The sequence below is a fragment of the Streptomyces sp. NPDC002209 genome (assembly GCF_042890265.1).
GTDB lineage: Bacteria > Actinomycetota > Actinomycetes > Streptomycetales > Streptomycetaceae > Streptomyces.
Genome location: NZ_JBIARX010000007.1, coordinates 117819 through 133074, shown reverse-complemented (window position 1 = coordinate 133074; position 15256 = coordinate 117819). Strand labels below are relative to the sequence as shown.

The 15256-nt window shown below is 73.8% G+C and carries 16 protein-coding genes and 2 tRNA genes; 6 read left to right on the top strand and 12 right to left on the bottom strand.

Translation table 11 applies throughout. From position 1 onward, the window contains the following. Window positions 1–11 precede the first annotated feature (11 nt). Window positions 12–1988, bottom strand: coding sequence for a threonine--tRNA ligase (thrS, locus tag ACFYXK_RS16540; protein WP_389411751.1), 1977 nt, complete (start codon window positions 1986–1988; stop codon window positions 12–14). 186 nt (window positions 1989–2174) lie between these two features. On the opposite strand from thrS, the gene ACFYXK_RS16535 reads away from it, so the two are divergent. After that, complete coding sequence (locus ACFYXK_RS16535; protein WP_389411750.1) at window positions 2175–2669, top strand: GNAT family N-acetyltransferase; 495 nt, start codon at window positions 2175–2177, stop codon at window positions 2667–2669. 131 nt (window positions 2670–2800) lie between these two features. Here ACFYXK_RS16535 and ACFYXK_RS16530 read toward each other — a convergent pair whose 3' ends face one another. Further along, window positions 2801–4045, bottom strand: a complete 1245-nt coding sequence (locus ACFYXK_RS16530; RefSeq protein WP_389411749.1) for a hypothetical protein — start codon at window positions 4043–4045, stop codon at window positions 2801–2803. Continuing rightward, window positions 4045–4635, bottom strand: a complete 591-nt coding sequence (locus tag ACFYXK_RS16525) for a DUF4365 domain-containing protein (protein ID WP_389411748.1) — start codon at window positions 4633–4635, stop codon at window positions 4045–4047. Before ACFYXK_RS16525 ends, ACFYXK_RS16530 begins: the two co-directional genes overlap by 1 nt. A 222-nt stretch (window positions 4636–4857) precedes the next feature. Between ACFYXK_RS16525 and ACFYXK_RS16520 the strand changes: the two genes are divergently transcribed. Further along, window positions 4858–5583 carry a 3'-5' exonuclease gene (locus ACFYXK_RS16520; RefSeq protein ID WP_389411747.1) on the top strand — a complete coding sequence of 242 codons (726 nt, stop codon included), beginning with the start codon at window positions 4858–4860 and terminating at the stop codon, window positions 5581–5583. Between the two features lie 82 nt (window positions 5584–5665). Here ACFYXK_RS16520 and ACFYXK_RS16515 read toward each other — a convergent pair. Continuing rightward, window positions 5666–5737, bottom strand: a tRNA-Val gene (locus ACFYXK_RS16515). 39 nt (window positions 5738–5776) lie between these two features. Next, a complete protein-coding gene (locus tag ACFYXK_RS16510) occupies window positions 5777–6289 on the bottom strand; it encodes an SRPBCC family protein (protein ID WP_389411746.1) in 513 nt (170 codons plus the stop codon). Between the two features lie 132 nt (window positions 6290–6421). On the opposite strand from ACFYXK_RS16510, the gene ACFYXK_RS16505 reads away from it, so the two are divergent. Next, complete coding sequence (locus tag ACFYXK_RS16505; protein WP_389411745.1) at window positions 6422–8773, top strand: SCO7613 C-terminal domain-containing membrane protein; 2352 nt, start codon at window positions 6422–6424, stop codon at window positions 8771–8773. Window positions 8774–8839: 66 nt separating this feature from the next. Here ACFYXK_RS16505 and ACFYXK_RS16500 read toward each other — a convergent pair. Next, window positions 8840–8911: transfer RNA gene (locus ACFYXK_RS16500), tRNA-Val, on the bottom strand. Between the two features lie 46 nt (window positions 8912–8957). Continuing rightward, on the bottom strand, window positions 8958–9407 hold the full coding sequence (locus tag ACFYXK_RS16495; protein ID WP_389411744.1) for a TIGR02611 family protein: 450 nt from the start codon (window positions 9405–9407) through the stop codon (window positions 8958–8960). 177 nt (window positions 9408–9584) lie between these two features. Here ACFYXK_RS16495 and ACFYXK_RS16490 point away from each other — a divergent pair, with 177 nt between their 5' ends. Then, entirely contained in the window at window positions 9585–9998 is a 414-nt protein-coding gene (locus ACFYXK_RS16490; protein ID WP_030011909.1) for an SsgA family sporulation/cell division regulator, read from the top strand. A gap of 265 nt (window positions 9999–10263) precedes the next feature. Then, a complete protein-coding gene (locus ACFYXK_RS16485) occupies window positions 10264–10884 on the top strand; it encodes a CGNR zinc finger domain-containing protein (protein WP_383512104.1) in 621 nt (206 codons plus the stop codon). Here ACFYXK_RS16485 and ACFYXK_RS16480 read toward each other — a convergent pair. Beyond that, window positions 10825–11010, bottom strand: a complete 186-nt coding sequence (locus ACFYXK_RS16480; RefSeq protein WP_389411743.1) for a hypothetical protein — start codon at window positions 11008–11010, stop codon at window positions 10825–10827. The genes ACFYXK_RS16485 and ACFYXK_RS16480 overlap by 60 nt on opposite strands. A 109-nt stretch (window positions 11011–11119) precedes the next feature. Next, complete coding sequence (locus tag ACFYXK_RS16475; protein WP_389411742.1) at window positions 11120–11587, bottom strand: hypothetical protein; 468 nt, start codon at window positions 11585–11587, stop codon at window positions 11120–11122. Window positions 11588–11766: 179 nt separating this feature from the next. On the opposite strand from ACFYXK_RS16475, the gene ACFYXK_RS16470 reads away from it, so the two are divergent. Next, entirely contained in the window at window positions 11767–12270 is a 504-nt protein-coding gene (locus ACFYXK_RS16470) for a DsbA family protein (protein ID WP_389411741.1), read from the top strand. On the opposite strand, the gene ACFYXK_RS16465 is transcribed toward ACFYXK_RS16470, so the two are convergent. The 3 genes from ACFYXK_RS16465 to ACFYXK_RS16455 form a co-directional block, all read right to left on the bottom strand. Further along, on the bottom strand, window positions 12267–13091 hold the full coding sequence (locus ACFYXK_RS16465) for a GNAT family N-acetyltransferase (protein WP_389411740.1): 825 nt from the start codon (window positions 13089–13091) through the stop codon (window positions 12267–12269). The two genes, ACFYXK_RS16470 and ACFYXK_RS16465, sit on opposite strands and share 4 nt — an antisense overlap. A 95-nt stretch (window positions 13092–13186) precedes the next feature. Continuing rightward, entirely contained in the window at window positions 13187–14011 is an 825-nt protein-coding gene (locus tag ACFYXK_RS16460) for an aminotransferase class IV (RefSeq protein ID WP_389411739.1), read from the bottom strand. 16 nt (window positions 14012–14027) lie between these two features. After that, the gene (locus ACFYXK_RS16455; protein WP_389411738.1) at window positions 14028–15083 is read right to left on the bottom strand and encodes a chorismate-binding protein; all 1056 of its coding nucleotides are present in this window, start codon (window positions 15081–15083) and stop codon (window positions 14028–14030) included. Window positions 15084–15256 lie beyond the last annotated feature (173 nt).

Sequence of the window (15256 nt, the reverse complement as noted above, 5' to 3'; positions counted from 1 at the left end):
GGCTGCGCCCGTCAGACCTGGACGCGGTCCTCGACGACCTTGGCCAGCTTGGCCAGGGCCTCGTCCTTGGCGATGCCGTTCTCCTGCGAACCGTCGCGGTAGCGGAAGGAGACGGTGCCCGCGGCCATGTCCTCGTCACCGACGATGATCATGAACGGGACCTTGAGCTTCTGGTGGTTGCGGATCTTCTTCTGCATCCGGTCGGAGGAGGCGTCCACCTCGACCCGCAGGCCCTTCTTCTTCGCCTCGGCGGCGAACTCCTGCAGGTACTCGACGTGCCCGTCGCCGATCGGGATGCCGACCGCCTGGACCGGGGCCAGCCACGGCGGCATGGCGCCCGCGTAGTGCTCCAGCAGCACGGCGAAGAACCGCTCGATCGAGCCGAACAGCGCGCGGTGGATCATGACCGGGCGCTGGCGGGAGCCGTCGGGCGCGGTGTACTCGAGGTTGAAGCGCTCCGGCAGGTTGAAGTCGAGCTGGACGGTCGACATCTGCCAGGTACGGCCGATGGCGTCGCGCGCCTGCACCGAGATCTTCGGGCCGTAGAAGGCCGCGCCGCCCGGGTCGGGGGTCAGCGGGAGGCCCTGCTTCTCGGCGACCTGCTGGAGGACGGCGGTGGCCTCCTCCCAGACCTCGTCCGAGCCGACGAACTTCTCCGGGTCCTTGGTGGACAGCTCCAGGTAGAAGTCGGTCAGACCGTAGTCGCGCAGCAGGTTCAGCACGAAGGTGAGCGTGCGGTCGAGCTCCTCCGCCATCTGCTCACGGGTGCAGTAGATGTGCGCGTCGTCCTGGGTGAAGCCGCGGGCCCGGGTCAGGCCGTGGACCACGCCCGACTTCTCGTACCGGTACACCGTGCCGAACTCGAACAGGCGCAGCGGCAGTTCGCGGTAGGAGCGGCCGCGCGCGTCGAAGATCAGGTTGTGCATCGGGCAGTTCATGGGCTTGAGGTAGTAGTCGGTACCACCGTCGAGCTGCATGGGGGGGTACATGCCCTCCGCGTACCAGTCCAGGTGGCCGCTCTTCTCGAAGAGCGCGCCCTTGGTGGCGTGCGGGGAGTAGACGAACTCGTAGCCCTCCTCCTCGTGCCGGCGGCGCGAGTAGTCCTCCATGGTGCGGCGGATGATGCCGCCGCGCGGGTGGAAGACGGCCAGGCCGGAGCCGATCTCGTCCGGGATGGAGAAGAGGTCCAGCTCGTTGCCGAGCTTGCGGTGGTCGCGCTTCTCGGCCTCGGCCAGGAAGTCGAGGTGGGCCTTCAGCTCGTCCTTCGACGGCCACGCGGTGCCGTAGATGCGCTGGAGCATCGGGTTCTTCTCGCTGCCGCGCCAGTAGGCGGCCGCGTTGCGCATCAGCTTGAACGCCGGGATGTTGCGGGTGGTGGGCAGGTGGGGACCGCGGCACAGGTCCTTCCAGCACAGCTCGCCGGTCTTGGCGTCCAGGTTGTCGTAGATGGTCAGCTCGCCGCCGCCCACCTCGACGTTCGCACCGTCGTCGGTCGAAGCGGAGCCCTTGATGCCGATGAGCTCGAGCTTGTACGGCTCGTCGGCGAGCTCCTCGCGGGCCGCCTCGTCGGTGACGACGCGGCGGGAGAACTTCTGCCCGCGCTTCTGGATCTCCTGCATCTTCTTCTCGATGGCCTTCAGGTCCTCCGGGGTGAAGGGCCGGGCCACGTCGAAGTCGTAGTAGAAGCCGTTCTGGACCGGCGGACCGATGCCCAGCTTGGCCTCGGGGAACAGCTCCTGCACGGCCTGCGCCATGACGTGCGCGGTCGAGTGGCGCAGGATGTTCAGGCCGTCCTCGGAGGAGATCTCGACGGGCTCGACGATCTCCCCGTCCCCGACGACGTACGCGAGGTCCTTGAGCTCGCCCGCGACCCGCGCGGCGACGATGGTGCGCTCGCCGGCGAACAGCTCGGCCGCCATAGTGCCCGTGGCCACCACGCGCTCGTCCCGCTCGGAATCGCGTTGGATGATCACACGGACGTCTGACACCGGTCTCTCCTGACTCTGGGGGTCCCTCCCAGCGCAGCTGGGGGAGGGATGCGCGAGCGAACGCTGCGCGCCTGAATCGTACCGAGCCGAGAGGCTCCGCCGCGAAACGGTTGTGCTCTGCCGGGTTCGCAGCCGGGTTCGTTACGGTGGAGCGGCCGCACCCCCACCCGCCGCCCCGGAGGAATCGTGAACGTGCCGAGCCCGCTCGACGTCCGGCCGCTGGACCTGGCCGAGGACGCCACGGCGACGGCGGTGCACCGGATCGGCCGGGCGGCGTACGCCGTGGAGGCCGAGCTGATCGGCTTCGACGGCATCCCGGCGCTGCGCGAGAGCCTCGTACGGATGCGGGAGCAGCCGCTGCACTGGCTCGGCGCGGTCGCCCGGGACGGCGCGATCGCCGGCTTCCTGGCGTGGCAGGAGGAGCCGGACGGCAGCGCCTGCATCGACCGTCTCTGCGTGTCCCCGGCCTGGTTCCGCCGCGGCGCCGCCTCGCTCCTGCTGCGCCACCTCCTGTCCGAGGTCCTCCCCGCCCGCACGGTCACGGTCACGACGGGCGCGGCGAACACCCCCGCGCTGACCCTGTACACCCGCCTGGGCTTCGGCCGCGGCCCGGACTTCTCCCCCGTCCCGGGCCTCACGATGGCCTCCTTCACGCGCGCCGCGGAGGCCGGGGCGCCGTAGGCGTGCGGGCCCGGCCCGCTCGCCCACCCGGCCGCTCGGCGCCTGCTCGCGTCGGACGGTTTCGCCCATCTGCCCCTGGACGCGGTGGCCGAGGAGGCCGGTGTCGGCGTCGGCATCGGCGTCGGCACGACCTACTCGTCGGACGGCAGGACGTCCGTCGGGTCGAGCGCTTCGTCCAGCGACTTCATCAGCCGGTCCCGTTCGACCTCGTCCAGCGGCACCGGCGTCACGTCCGTGGCATCGGTCAGCCGCCGGAACCCGCCCCGGCGCTGCAACCGCCCGCTGACCCGGATCGGCAGCCCCACCAGATGCGCATGGCCCGCCACCCGGTACGCCTCCTCGTCGAGGACGGCCCGTACGTACGGGATCTCCGCCCCGGCGAGGACCCGCAGCCGGATCGTGCCCCCGCCGCCCGGCGCCGAGCGCCGCATCCGGACCACCGCGCCCGCCACCCGCACGGGAACCGCCGGTTCGTCCCGGGTGTAGCGCGCCGCCGCCTCCCGGAGGACCGGCAGGTCCCCCGGCGAGAACTCCACCGGCTCCGGCCGGGCCGCGCACCCCGCCGGGACCCCGGCCGCCGGCGCCCAGGCCAGGGCGATGCGGGCCCCTTCCGAGCCCCGCACCAGTGCGATCAGCGCATCGGCCAGCTCCCGGCTGACCCCGGCCTCGACCGCCGCGTCGAAGGCCTCCATGCCGCCGGTGGCCCGCCGGTAGTCCACGGCCTCCCGCGCCGCGTGCAGGGCGTGGTGCAGCCGGGTCATGGTGCCCCGCCCGCCGTCCACCGGGACGTACGCGGTGAGCCTGCGCCCGCCGGGAGCCGGCCCCACCAGCACCCCGTCCAGCGCGCGTTCGGCCTGTCCGCGGTGGCGGGCCCCGTAGTACCCGGCCCTGGCCCGGTCCGCGAGGGCCCCGGCGAGCAGGAGCTGCCGGGCGGCCGAGCGGAGCTGTTCCTGCACGGTCCACGCCGCCGCGCCCCGGGGCCCGTACGGTCCTTCGGGGCCCTCCGGGATCCGCCGGTCCCAGCGGATCTCGTCGCTGGGCACGCTCAGTCCGTACAGCACCTCCCGCGCGGACGGCAGCGCGCTGTGCGCGAGCGCGCTCAGGGCCTCCTCCAGCAGGTCGTGGCTGTCGGGGAAGGCCCGGCTCTCCGGGACGAGGAGGCTGGTGCCCCCGCCGGCCGGCCCGTGGGGCGCCGGCGGCGTCCAGCGCCCGTACCGCCCGGCGGCCCCGCCCCGGCGCTGCCAGCCGTGCCGGTGCAGCAGGGCCCCCAGCACGGCGGGGTCGACGTGTGCGGGATCGGGCGTCCCCGAGTCGGAGAAGTCCCCGTACTCGGACGGGGACGTCAGCGGTTCGAGGTTCGGTGAGTGCCAGTGCATCAAGGTGTCCCTCCCGACCCGACCCGGGTCATGATCTCGCACAGCGCCCGGTCGTCGAAGATCCGCGTGGTGGGGATCCGTACGGTGGTCCGGCGCCGGCCGGTCACGGGGTGCCCGGCGAGGTTGGTCCAGTAGCAGCAGTGCCGCAGGTCGAGCCCGTCGTGGCCGGCGGCCAGCCACTGGTCGCGTTCTCGCGGGACGAGCATCACGACGAGGATCTTGTGGACGGCGACCGGCGTCCGGGCCAGCTTCACCAGGTGCTCGTTGTCGAGGGTGAACGCGAAGGTGGGCCCGGCCGGTCCGGGCGGTATCTGGTAGGTCGCCTTCAGCTGCACCTTGATGGTGACCTCGTCGTCGACGACGTGGTCGGGCGCGCCGTGGTTGACCTGCCAGTCGATGCCGTTGTCCGGAAAGGGCTGGGAGAGCGAGCAGCCGGCCGCGGCGGCGACGGCGTGCAGGTATCCCACCTGGAGGGTCTCCATGCAGGCGGTGGTGGCGAGCGTGCCGCGCAGCGGTCCGGTCCGCGCCTCGATCCGCGGATCGGTCCGCCCCTGCAGCATCCCGCCCGGTTCGGGCTGCGCGAGCGCCATGGCCGGCTCCCCATGCCTTCCGGGCTCTGGCGAATGAGGGTGGACGGGGTGATGACCGGTCATGTGTGCGGTCCCCCAGGGAAGTTGTCTCCGTACCAGAGGGCCCGCAAACGGCGTACGGCGCAAACGGGCCGGGTATCACCGATGCGGGCAGGGGTGGCACGTTCCGAGGCGGCGGCGCCCGGTTGCACCCGACTGCCGATCGGGAACGAGGAGTTCGCCATGACGCGCTGGTACGAGGGCCCGCTGGCCGCATTCGACACGGAGACGACCGGGGTGGACGTGGAGCAGGACCGGATCGTGTCCGCCGCTCTCGTCGTGCAGGAGTGTGCGGGCGGCCGGGTCCGCTCCACCCGCTGGCTGGTCAATCCCGGGATTCCGGTGCCCCCGGGCGCCACGGAAGTGCACGGCCTGACCGATGACCACCTCCAGCGCAACGGGCGGTGGCCCGCGCCGGTCGTGGAGGAGATAGCCCGTGCGCTCGGGGAGCAGCAGGTGGCGGGCCGGCCGGTGGTGGTGATGAACGCGCCGTTCGACCTGACGCTGCTGGACCGGGAGTTGCGCAGGCACCGGGCGTCGACGCTGGCCCGCTATCTGGACAACCGGCCGCTGACGGTGCTGGATCCGCGGGTGCTGGACAAGCACCTGGACCGGTACCGCAAGGGCCGCCGGACGCTGACGGATCTGTGCGCGCACTACGGGATAGAGCTGGAGGGGGCGCACGACGCGGCGGTGGACGCGTTGGCCTCGATGGAGGTCGTACGGGCGGTGGGGCGCCGGTTCGCGGCGCGGCTGGAGCGGCTGACGCCGGCGGAGCTGCACACGCTGCAGGCGGTGTGGCATGCGGCGCAGGCGCGCGGGCTGCAGGCGTGGTTCGCGCGCCAGGGGACGCCGGAGTCGGTGGATCCGCACTGGCCGCTGCGGCCGGAGCTGCCGGCGGCGGCGTAGCGCGACGGCGACCGGCCGGCGGCCAACGGCGCCCGGAGATGCGGAAGGCCGGTCCGTCGTACGACGGACCGGCCTGACCCGGTGGGCGATACTGGGATCGAACCAGTGACCCCTTCGGTGTGAACGAAGTGCTCTCCCGCTGAGCTAATCGCCCGGGAACGAGTTGAACCATACAAGAGGCACGGGGTCTGGTTCAAACCGCTTCCGGCGAGGCCGCCAGACGGGCCGCGAGGGCGTGCCGGCCGGCCCGCATCATCAGGGCGTGGTTGAGCCGGAACGCGGGCCGCGCGGGGACCGCGAGGCGGCGCAGCAGGGGGCTGCGCACCTCGACCTCCTGCTCGTACAGGGCCCGTGTCCCGAGCCCGCCGCCGCCCCGGCGGGCTCGTACGGTCCACCGCGCCCAGCCTTCGATGTCGCCGTGCAGGGCGGCCTCCAGGAGGCCCCGGCCGGGGTCGCGGAGGAGTTCGGTGGCGGTCGTGCGGATCTCGTACGGGAGGACGGAGCGGATGTGCAGGGTGCCGCTGTGTCCGTCGATCTGCTCGACGGCGCGGACCTGGGGCCACCAGCGCGGGTAGTCCCCGGTCTGTTCGAGCACGGCGTAGACCCGGGCGGGCGGGGCGTCGAGGTCCCACACGCTGCGGAAGCGGTAGTGGTTCCAGCGGCCCAGGGGGCGGCGGTTCGTGGTCCCTGCGCGGCTGTGGTCCATGGCTCCAGTCTGGACCGGCGGGCCCACCCCGGGGGCCCGCTCTCGCACATCCACCCTTCCGTGCGTACTCAGGGCGGATCTGAGTACGCACGCCCATGTCCTGACGGCGTGACGGGCACCACACTCCGGAACATGGCGACTCCACCACCCGGCTCCCCCCTCCCGCCCGACCGGGAGCTCGTGCTCATCGAGCGTGAACTGGCCCAACTCGACGCGCGGCGCGGATATCTGCTGGCCCGCCGGGACTGGCTGCTGCGGCTTCCGGCGCCCGGCGGGTGGGTGGCGCCGGGCGTGCCCGCCCGCCCTCGGGAGGCCTCGGCCCCGAGTGCGCAGAACGTGCTGCTCACCTTGGGCGCGGTGCTGCTGGCGGTGGCTGCCCTCGCGTTCACGCTGGTCAGTTGGGGGTCCATGGGGATCGCCGGGCGCAGTGCGGTGCTGGCCGTGGTGACGGCGGCCGCGCTGGGCGCGCCGGCGCCGCTGTTGCGGCGCGGGCTGCGGTCGACGGCCGAGTCGGTGGCGGCGGTGGCGCTGCTGCTGACGGTGCTGGACGCGTACGCGGTGTACGTGGTCGCGGCCCCGGGGGTGGACGCCGTCGCGTATGCGGCGGGGGCGGCGGCCGTGCTGGCGGCGCTGTGGGCGGGGTATGCCCGGGCGCTGCCGGGGCTGCTGATCCCGCTGCCGGTGTCGGTGCTGACGGCGCAGCTCCCGCTGCCGCTGGCGGCGGTGGCCTCGGCGGCGGACCCGGTGGGGGTCGGCTGGGCGCTGCTGGCGACGGCGGCGCTGGATGCTGCGCTCGTGCTGCTCGCGCCGGGGGTCCGCGCGCGGGCCTCGGTGTTCGGTCCGGCGGCGGTGAGCGCGGCCGTCCTCGCGGCCGGGGCCCTGCTGGCCGGGCTGTCGCAGTCGGCGCAGGCCGGCTCGGCGGCCGCGGCGGCCGGTCCGGCGCTGCTGCTGGCGGCCTGCGCGGCGCTGGGGGTGGCGGTGGCCTGGCGGGAGCCCTCGGCGATGGCGGCCGCGGTCGCCGGCGCGCTGGCGGCGGTGGCGGCGCTCGGCGGCCCGGCCCGTCCCGCGCTGTCGCGGGAGTGGACGGTGGTGGTGTTCCTGCTGCTCGCGCTGCCGCTGCTGGCGGCGGTACGGGCGGGCGGGCTCCCGGCGGCGGTCCGCCGCGGCCTGGCCCGGGCCGGGGCGGGGGTGGCGGCCCTGGCCGCGGTGTCGGCGCTGCTGCCCGCGGTGGGCTCGCTGGTGTTCCGGATCGGGGTGCTGGGCGAGGTGTGGGCGGCGACGACCCCGCCCCGGGGCGCGTACGGGCCGGGCCCGGCGGCTGCGGTGACGCTGCTGGTCGCGGCGGCGGCCGCCGGGTGGCTGGCGCGGGCGCTGCGCCGCCCGGAGCCGGGCGTGATCGCGGTGGTCCTGGCCTGGGCGGGCCTGTTCACGGCGCCGATGGCGTACGGGCTGCCGGTCGCGGCGGTGCTCGCGGGCCAGCTGGCGGTGACGGCCGCGGCCGGGGTGTGCGCACTGCGGATCGGCCGCGGCCCGGGGTACGCGGCTGCGGTGTGCGCCGCGTTGGGGGCGCTGAACCTGTCGGTGGCCGCGCTGGACGGCCGCACGGCCACCTTCGCGGTGTTCGGGCTGCTGGGTGCGGGCTGCGCGGCAGGGGCGGCGTACGGGCCCGCCGCGCCGCCCACACGGGCCGGCGGGGCGGTGCTGGGCGTCGGGTACGCGGCGGGCACGGTGGCGGCGCTGGGGGCGCTGTGGGGGCTCGCGGTGTCCTGGTGGGCGCTGCCGCTGCTGGCGGTCCCGGCGGCGGTGGCGGCGCTCGGCCCGCGCCTGGGCCGGGTGCGGATCCCGGCGGAGTGCGCTGCGGCCGTGGTCGGCGCGGCGGCGCTGCTCCTCCCCGTGCGGGAGTCGGCGCTGTCGGCGCTGGTGTGCGCGCTGGCCGGGGTGGTCTGCGCGGGCGCGGCGCTGCGGGCGGACCGGCGCGGGCTCGGCTGGGCGGCCGGGGCCCTGTTCGTGGCGGCGACCTGGATCCGGCTCGCGGCGTCCGGGGTGGCGGCGCCCGAGGCGTACACGCTGCCGGTGACGGTGCTCGCCCTCGCGGTGGGCCTGCTGCGCCGCCGGAGGGATGCACAGGCCTCGTCGTGGACGGCGTACGGGCCGGGGCTGGGGGCGACGCTGCTGCCGAGCCTGGTCGCGGCCTGGGGCGACCCGTACTGGCTGCGGCCACTGCTGCTGGGCCTCGCGGCGCTCGCGGTGACGCTGCTCGGCGCGCACCGGCGGCTCCAGGCCCCGCTGCTGCTCGGCGGCGGTGCCCTTGCGGCGGTGGCCCTGCACGAGCTGGCCCCGTACGTGGTCCAGGTGGTCGACGCGCTGCCGCGCTGGCTGCCGCCGGCGCTGGCGGGGCTGCTGCTCCTGGTGGTGGGGGCGACGTACGAGAAGCGGCTGCGGGACGCGCGCCGCCTGCGGGCGGCCCTGGGCCGGCTCGGGTGACGGCCGGGAAGGGCAAAAACGCCAAGGGCCCGGAGACGGTGAAAGTCTCCGGGCCCTTGGTCCGGGTGGGCGATACTGGGTTCGAACCAGTGACCCCTTCGGTGTGAACGAAGTGCTCTCCCACTGAGCTAATCGCCCGGACGCACCGCAAACATTACCCCATGTCAGCGGTGGTTCCCGACCATCACTGGTCCTTGAGGTCCCAGGGCGGCGTGAGGCCGTACTTCCAGAGGTAGAAGCCGATCAGCGCGCCTGCGATCACGAGTCCGACGCTGGTCAGGATGATGTTGCGGCGGCGGACCTTCGGGTCCAGGGCCTTCTGCGCGGCCTCGGTGACCTTGCGCTTGGTCCAGCGGAGCACGAGCGAAGCCCAGGCGAACTCGGTGGCCCAGATCGCGAGGCCCGCGAAGATCGCGACCCAGCCGGGGCCGGGCAGGACGAGCATGGCGACGCCGGCGCCGATGACGGCGAGACCGACGACGAAGACGCCGACCTGCCAGCTGAGGTGCAGGGTGCGGCGCGACTTGATGAAGGCGGGAGCCTTCGATACGTGTGGCGGTTCTTCCGTGGTCTGCTGAGTGCTGGTGTCGTCGGCTGCGGACGCTTCCGTCCCGCGGTCACTCCCCGTATTCATGGGCCCGAATCTACCGGAGCCGGAAGCACACGTGAATGGTGGTTTGGATCCGCCGTCCGAGGGACCCAGAGGTCCGCAAAACGGTCAGAGGGGTTTACAACGGCACCGTAGGTGGCATGTCGATTTCGCCGACGTGCGAATCCCCGAGCGCACACTGAGCGAAAGGCCCTGGCGCTTATGAACACCACGGTCAGCTGCGAGCTGCACCTGCGCCTCGTTGTGTCGAGCGAGTCCTCACTGCCTGTCCCGGCGGGCCTGCGGTATGACACGGCCGATCCCTACGCCGTGCACGCCACCTTCCACACCGGCGCCGAGGAGACGGTCGAGTGGGTATTCGCCCGAGACCTCCTCGCTGAGGGCCTCCACCGGCCCACCGGAACCGGAGACGTCCGCGTCTGGCCGTCCCGCAGCCACGGTCAGGGCGTCGTCTGCATCGCCCTGAGCTCACCGGAGGGAGAAGCACTGCTCGAAGCACCCGCCCGCGCACTCGAGTCGTTCCTCAAGCGGACGGACGCCGCGGTTCCACCCGGGACCGAACACCGGCACTTCGACCTCGACAAAGAGCTCTCCCACATCCTGGCCGAAAGCTGAACCAGGCTCGCAGGGAGCACCTTCCGGCATGCGCCGGGAGCCACTCCGCACCGTCCGACTCGGGGCGACGGTGCGGGCTGGACGAAAACCCCATACGGCAGTGCCGGCGCTGTTCTTGCGGAAGCCACCCGCGAGGGCGGCGCCGGTGTGCGTGACGCAGTCGCAGCAGAGGTACCTCCCGGTGCCGCCCGGGGACGACTAGAGTCGGCCCCCAGCGGCGGCACTGGTCCGTCGCCGCAGGCCCGGCCCCCAGGGAGCGACCAACGTGCAGATTCCCCACGACACCCGTCGCGCGCTCGACGTCGTCGTCGCGCTGGTGAACACCGCGGCCGAGACGGACCAGCCCGACGGGCTGGCGGACGTCGGCTCACTACGCGCTTTCGTGCGCGAGTACGAGATCAGCGACGTCGGCGAGCTCGGCGCCCGCGATCTCGCCGGGGTCCGCACCGTCCGCGGCAAATTCGCCCAGGTGTTCGGAGCCGCCAATCCCCGGACCGCGGCCGGACTGATCAACGAGCTCGTGGCGACCGCCGGCACCACCCCGCAGCTGACCGACCACGACGGCTACGACTGGCACGTCCACTACTTCGCGCCGGGCGCCTCGCTCGGCGACCACCTCGCGGCCGACGGCGGCATGGCGCTGGCCTTCATCGTGGTCTCCGGGGAGCAGGAGCGGCTGCGCCGCTGCGAGGCCCCCGACTGCCGGCGGGCCTTCGTGGACCTCTCGCGGAACCGCTCGCGGCGCTACTGCGACAGCCGGACCTGCGGGAACCGGCTGCACGTGGCGGCGTACCGGGCCCGGCGCAAGGAAGCCGACGCGGGACCGTCAGAGCAGGAAGAGGTCATGCACGGCGGCCAGCAGCAACAGGGTGCCGATCACCCCTAGGAAGATCATCAGGGGCGGCTGGGAGAGCGCGAAGAGGCAGCCTCGCGGCTCCTCGGCAACGGGGGCGGGGGCCGTCGTGGCCGTCGGCGCGGGAACCGTCGGCTCACTCTGCGATGTGTCGAGCATGTCGGGGCGATGATGGACCAAGGCGCCCCGACCGGGCCCTCAACACGCCAGGCTCCGCCCGGGAGTTCACCCCTTCTCGTCAGGCCGGGGGCGTTTTCGTGCGCGGACCTCAGATTCCGTGCTTCTTCAGAATCGCTTCGATGTCGGAGAAGTCATCCGCAGGAGTGGCGGGGGCGGCGCTGCGGCCGGGCTCCGGCTGCGGACGGGCGCCCGCTCCGAGCGAGGGGGCGGACGCGGCCGGGGCCACGGCCTCCTGCGCGGGCCTCCCCTTGGCGGCCTTCGCCGGCTTGACGGCCCCGGCCGGCTTCTCCCCGGCACCGAGGCTGCGGCGCTCGATCGCCCGCGTGGTCATGAACAGCACCCAGGACAGCCCGAGCAGTCCAAAGCCCGCCCAGACGGTCGGATCGAAGACCATCCCGGACACCCACTCCACGAAGCCCGTCAGCACCAGGGCGACCGGCACCAGCGCGTACGCCGCGATGCGCGTGGCGGCGAGGAAGCGCTTGCGGTACGCGGTCACCGCGGCGACGCCCAGGCCCGCCGCGGACACCGCGGAACATATGGTCTCGGCAAGCATGCGGTCCTCCAGGGGTGGGCGAACTGTCCCTTCCATCCTGCACCGGGCGCGGCGGCAGCGGCCATGTCCCGAGCGGTTCCCGGACCGATCTCCGGGAGATCTCGGGGTCGCGCCTCCTCCTCAGGGGCGGCAGGGGGTGGGTTTCGGTGGCGGCGCCCGGCGGCTGGGAGACTGTCCGTATGACCGATTCCGTGATCCTCGACGTCTGGTGCGAACTCCAGTGCCCGGACTGCCACCGCGCCCTGGGCGACGTACACGCCCTGCGGGCCCGCTACGGCGACCGGCTGGACATCCGGCTGCGCCACTTCCCGCTGGAGAAGCACAAGCACGCCTTCGCCGCGGCGCAGGCCGCCGAGGAGGCCGCGGAGCAGGGCCGGGCCTGGCCGTACGTGGAGGCCGTACTGGCCCGCACCGCGGAGCTCGGCGAGCGCGGCGAGGCCGTACTGCTGGACGCGGCGCGTGAACTCGGCCTCGACGCCGAGGAGTTCGACACCGCCCTCATCGACGGCCGGCACATCCTGATCGTCGACGCCGACCAGGCCGAGGGCAAGGCGATCGGCGTCACCGGCACCCCGACGTACGTGATCGGCGGCGAGCGCCTGGACGGCGGCAAGAGCCAGGAGGGCCTGCGCGCCCGCATCGAGGAGATCGCGGACCGCCTGCTGGCCGACGACACTCCCTAGAGCAGGTCCTTGGCGTAGTTGACGTCGGTCGTCCGGTAGCCGAGGGACTCATAGAGCCGCAGGGCCGGCGTGTTGCCCGCGAAGACCTGGAGCCCGAGGCTGCGGTGGCCCGCCGCGAGGGCCTCGCGTTCGGCGAGCAGCATCAGGTCGCGGCCGTGTCCCCGGCCCCGGTGCTCCTCGGCGACCGCGACGTCGAAGACGTACGCGCCCTCCCCGGCCGGAGCTACCCACAGGTGGCCGACCGGGGCCCCCGCCGCCTCCAGGACGCAGAGGGTGGTGCCCTCCGTGGCCAGCCCGCGGGGCAGCTGGCGCTCGTGGTCGGCCACCGACTTCGCCCGCGCGGCCTCCTCCGGCATGCCCCGGCTGGTCCAGTCGGCGGTGTAGCCGTCGATCGCGTCGACGAGCCAGACCCGGTACTCGGCCTCCGTCATGGGGCGGCCGAGCACCCCCTCCCGGAGCTCGGGCGGCTCCGCGGGGAGCTCCTTGGCCATGATGCGGCTGTACTCGGCGTACCCGAGCGCCTGCGCCATCCGCAGGCCGCCCGCCGAGGCGGCGGGCACGGAGACCCGCACACGGCGGCACCCCCAGCCGCGCAGCACCTCCTCGGCGGCGAGCGCCCCGACCGTGGCCCGGCCGCGCCGCCGGTCGGGTTCGTCGACGGAGAGGTCGCGGATCTCCCCGACGGTCGGCCCGAAAGGGGTGTCACAGGCGATCAGCAGCGCGCCGACGCGCCTGCTGTTGACCCGGATCTCGTACGGGCGCGACCGCGCCCCCCCGGTGCTCTGCTGAAGCGGCCCGCTCGGCCGCAGGGTGGTGGTCATCAATCGAGTTCTACCCGCCCTGCGGCCCGTGCGACAGCCTTTGACGGGACAGTCCGGGCGCCGCCCGCCTCACGGTGCCGCGGGCGGCACGGAGCTCACGGGTCCAGGTCCTCGCCCGAGCGCGCGTCGAAGATCCGCATCGCCTCGGCCGTGACGGGTCCCGGCACCTGCGCGGCCGTCGTACGGTCGTCGACCCGGTGGACGGCCTGCACATCGCGCAGCGTGGAGGTCAGGAAGATCTCCTCGGCCTGCTCGAGCGCCTCGAAGGGCAGGTCCGTCTCCTTGGCTCCCGCCCACTCCACGACGAGGGCGCGGGTGATGCCGGCCAGGCAGCCGGAGGCGACGGGCGGCGTGTGCAGCTCCCCGTCGAGTACGACGAACACGTTGGAGCCGGTGCCCTCGCAGAGCCGCCCGACGGTGTTCGCGAACAGGGCCTCGGAGGCCCCGGCCCGGTGGGCGACGGCCAGCGCGACGACGTTCTCCGCGTACGAGGTGGTCTTCAGGCCGGTCACGGCGGAGCGCTCGTTGCGCACCCAGGGAACGGTGACCACGGCGGTGGTGTCCGGCCGGCGGGCGGTCTCGCCGACGGCCACGACCAGCGTGGGGCCGGACTCCCCGCGGTCGGAGCCGAGCGGCGAGACGCCGCCGGTGTACGTGATGCGCAGCCGGCCGAGCGGCATCGGATTGGCCTCCAGGACGGCCGCGCAGGCCCGGCGCACCTCGTCGAGGTCGGGGTCGGGCAGCCCGAGTCCGCGGGCCGAGCGGGTCAGCCGGTCCAGATGCCGGGTGAGCGCGAAGGCCGTGCCCTGCTCCGCCTTCAGCGTCTCGAACACACCGTCGCCCACGGTCAGCCCGTGGTCGAACACGGACACCTGTGCGCTGTCGGCGTCCCGCAGCGCGCCGTCGAGCCAGATCCTCACCGTACGATCCCTCCGCTCACCCAGGGGTACCAGTCACCTCATGGGCTCCTGACGCTACCCGGAGCAGCCGGGCGGCCTTCAGTTCGGTCTCGGCCCATTCGCGCTCGGGGTCGGAGCCCCAGGTGATGCCGGCCCCGGTGCCGAAGAGCAGGCGCGGCCCGCCCGGGCCCTGGCGGTCGATCCAGAAGGTGCGGATGCCGACGGCGAGCTCGGCGGTGCCGCGGTCGGCGTCGACCCAGCCGATGCCCCCGCAGTAGGGGCCCCGGGGGGCGGTCTCGAGGGACTCGATGATCCGCAGCGCGGAGGACTTGGGGGCGCCGGTGACGGAGCCGGGCGGGAAGGTGGCGGCGAGCAGCTCGGGCCAGCCGGCGCCCTCGGCGAGTTCGCCGCTGACGGTGGAGACGAGGTGGACCAGGCCCGGGTGCTCCTCGACGGCGCACAGTTCGGGCACGGCGACGGAGCCGGTGGCGCAGACCCGGCCGAGGTCGTTGCGTACGAGGTCCACGATCATGACGTTCTCGGCGTGGTCCTTGGGCAGGAGGTCGGCGGCGGTGCGGCCGGTGCCCTTGATGGGGCCGGACTCCACGTGGCGGCCGGCCCGGCGCAGGTACAGCTCCGGGGACGCGGTGGCGATCTCGACGCCGTGGGCCGGGAGGCGAATCGTTCCTGCATACGGGGCCGGGTTGCCGCGCGCGAGCAGCGCCGTGAGGGCGTCGACGTCGGCGCGGTCCGGGTCGGGCAGCGGCGCGGACATCACGCGGCAGAGGTTGGCCTGGTAGACCTCCCCGGCGGCGATGTGCTCGCGGATGCGGCGTACGCCGGCCGTGTAGGCGGCGCGGTCCAGGGAGGAGGACCACCGGTCGGCGGCGGGCCCGCGCCAGGCTCCCGCGACGGGCGCCGGGACGGGGTCGGGGCGTATGTCGCCGAAGCGAGCGCAGACCAGACGCCCCTCGAAATCTGCGGACACCGCCCAGAAGCCGGTGGAGTCGAGGGCGGAGGGGTCGCTGGTGACGTCTCGGAGGTCGGTCGCGAGGAGGCCGCCGAAGCGGGCCAGGGGGAGCAGGTCGTGCACGGCTGCGAGTCTATGACCGGTGACGCCGCGGCGCCGGTGAGGTGACTGCCGGGTGACCGGTGGTGATCGAGCGGCAGCACGCTGCGGAAACGCGTTTTTGAGCTGGCCCGGGAATCCGCTAGAGTTCAACACGTCGCCAGGGAGCGAAGGGGGAAAACCCCGGAGCGAACACG

Coding starts and splice junctions, on each gene's coding strand:
- ACFYXK_RS16530 (WP_389411749.1), bottom strand. CDS start 4,045: ATGCACTGGCACTCACCGAACCTCGAACCGCTGACGTCCCCGTCCGAG.
- ACFYXK_RS16525 (WP_389411748.1), bottom strand. CDS start 4,635: ATGGCGCTCGCGCAGCCCGAACCGGGCGGGATGCTGCAGGGGCGGACC.
- ACFYXK_RS16520 (WP_389411747.1), top strand. CDS start 4,858: ATGACGCGCTGGTACGAGGGCCCGCTGGCCGCATTCGACACGGAGACG.
- ACFYXK_RS16510 (WP_389411746.1), bottom strand. CDS start 6,289: ATGGACCACAGCCGCGCAGGGACCACGAACCGCCGCCCCCTGGGCCGC.
- ACFYXK_RS16505 (WP_389411745.1), top strand. CDS start 6,422: ATGGCGACTCCACCACCCGGCTCCCCCCTCCCGCCCGACCGGGAGCTC.
- ACFYXK_RS16495 (WP_389411744.1), bottom strand. CDS start 9,407: ATGAATACGGGGAGTGACCGCGGGACGGAAGCGTCCGCAGCCGACGAC.
- ACFYXK_RS16490 (WP_030011909.1), top strand. CDS start 9,585: ATGAACACCACGGTCAGCTGCGAGCTGCACCTGCGCCTCGTTGTGTCG.
- ACFYXK_RS16480 (WP_389411743.1), bottom strand. CDS start 11,010: ATGCTCGACACATCGCAGAGTGAGCCGACGGTTCCCGCGCCGACGGCC.
- ACFYXK_RS16475 (WP_389411742.1), bottom strand. CDS start 11,587: ATGCTTGCCGAGACCATATGTTCCGCGGTGTCCGCGGCGGGCCTGGGC.
- ACFYXK_RS16470 (WP_389411741.1), top strand. CDS start 11,767: ATGACCGATTCCGTGATCCTCGACGTCTGGTGCGAACTCCAGTGCCCG.
- ACFYXK_RS16465 (WP_389411740.1), bottom strand. CDS start 13,091: ATGACCACCACCCTGCGGCCGAGCGGGCCGCTTCAGCAGAGCACCGGG.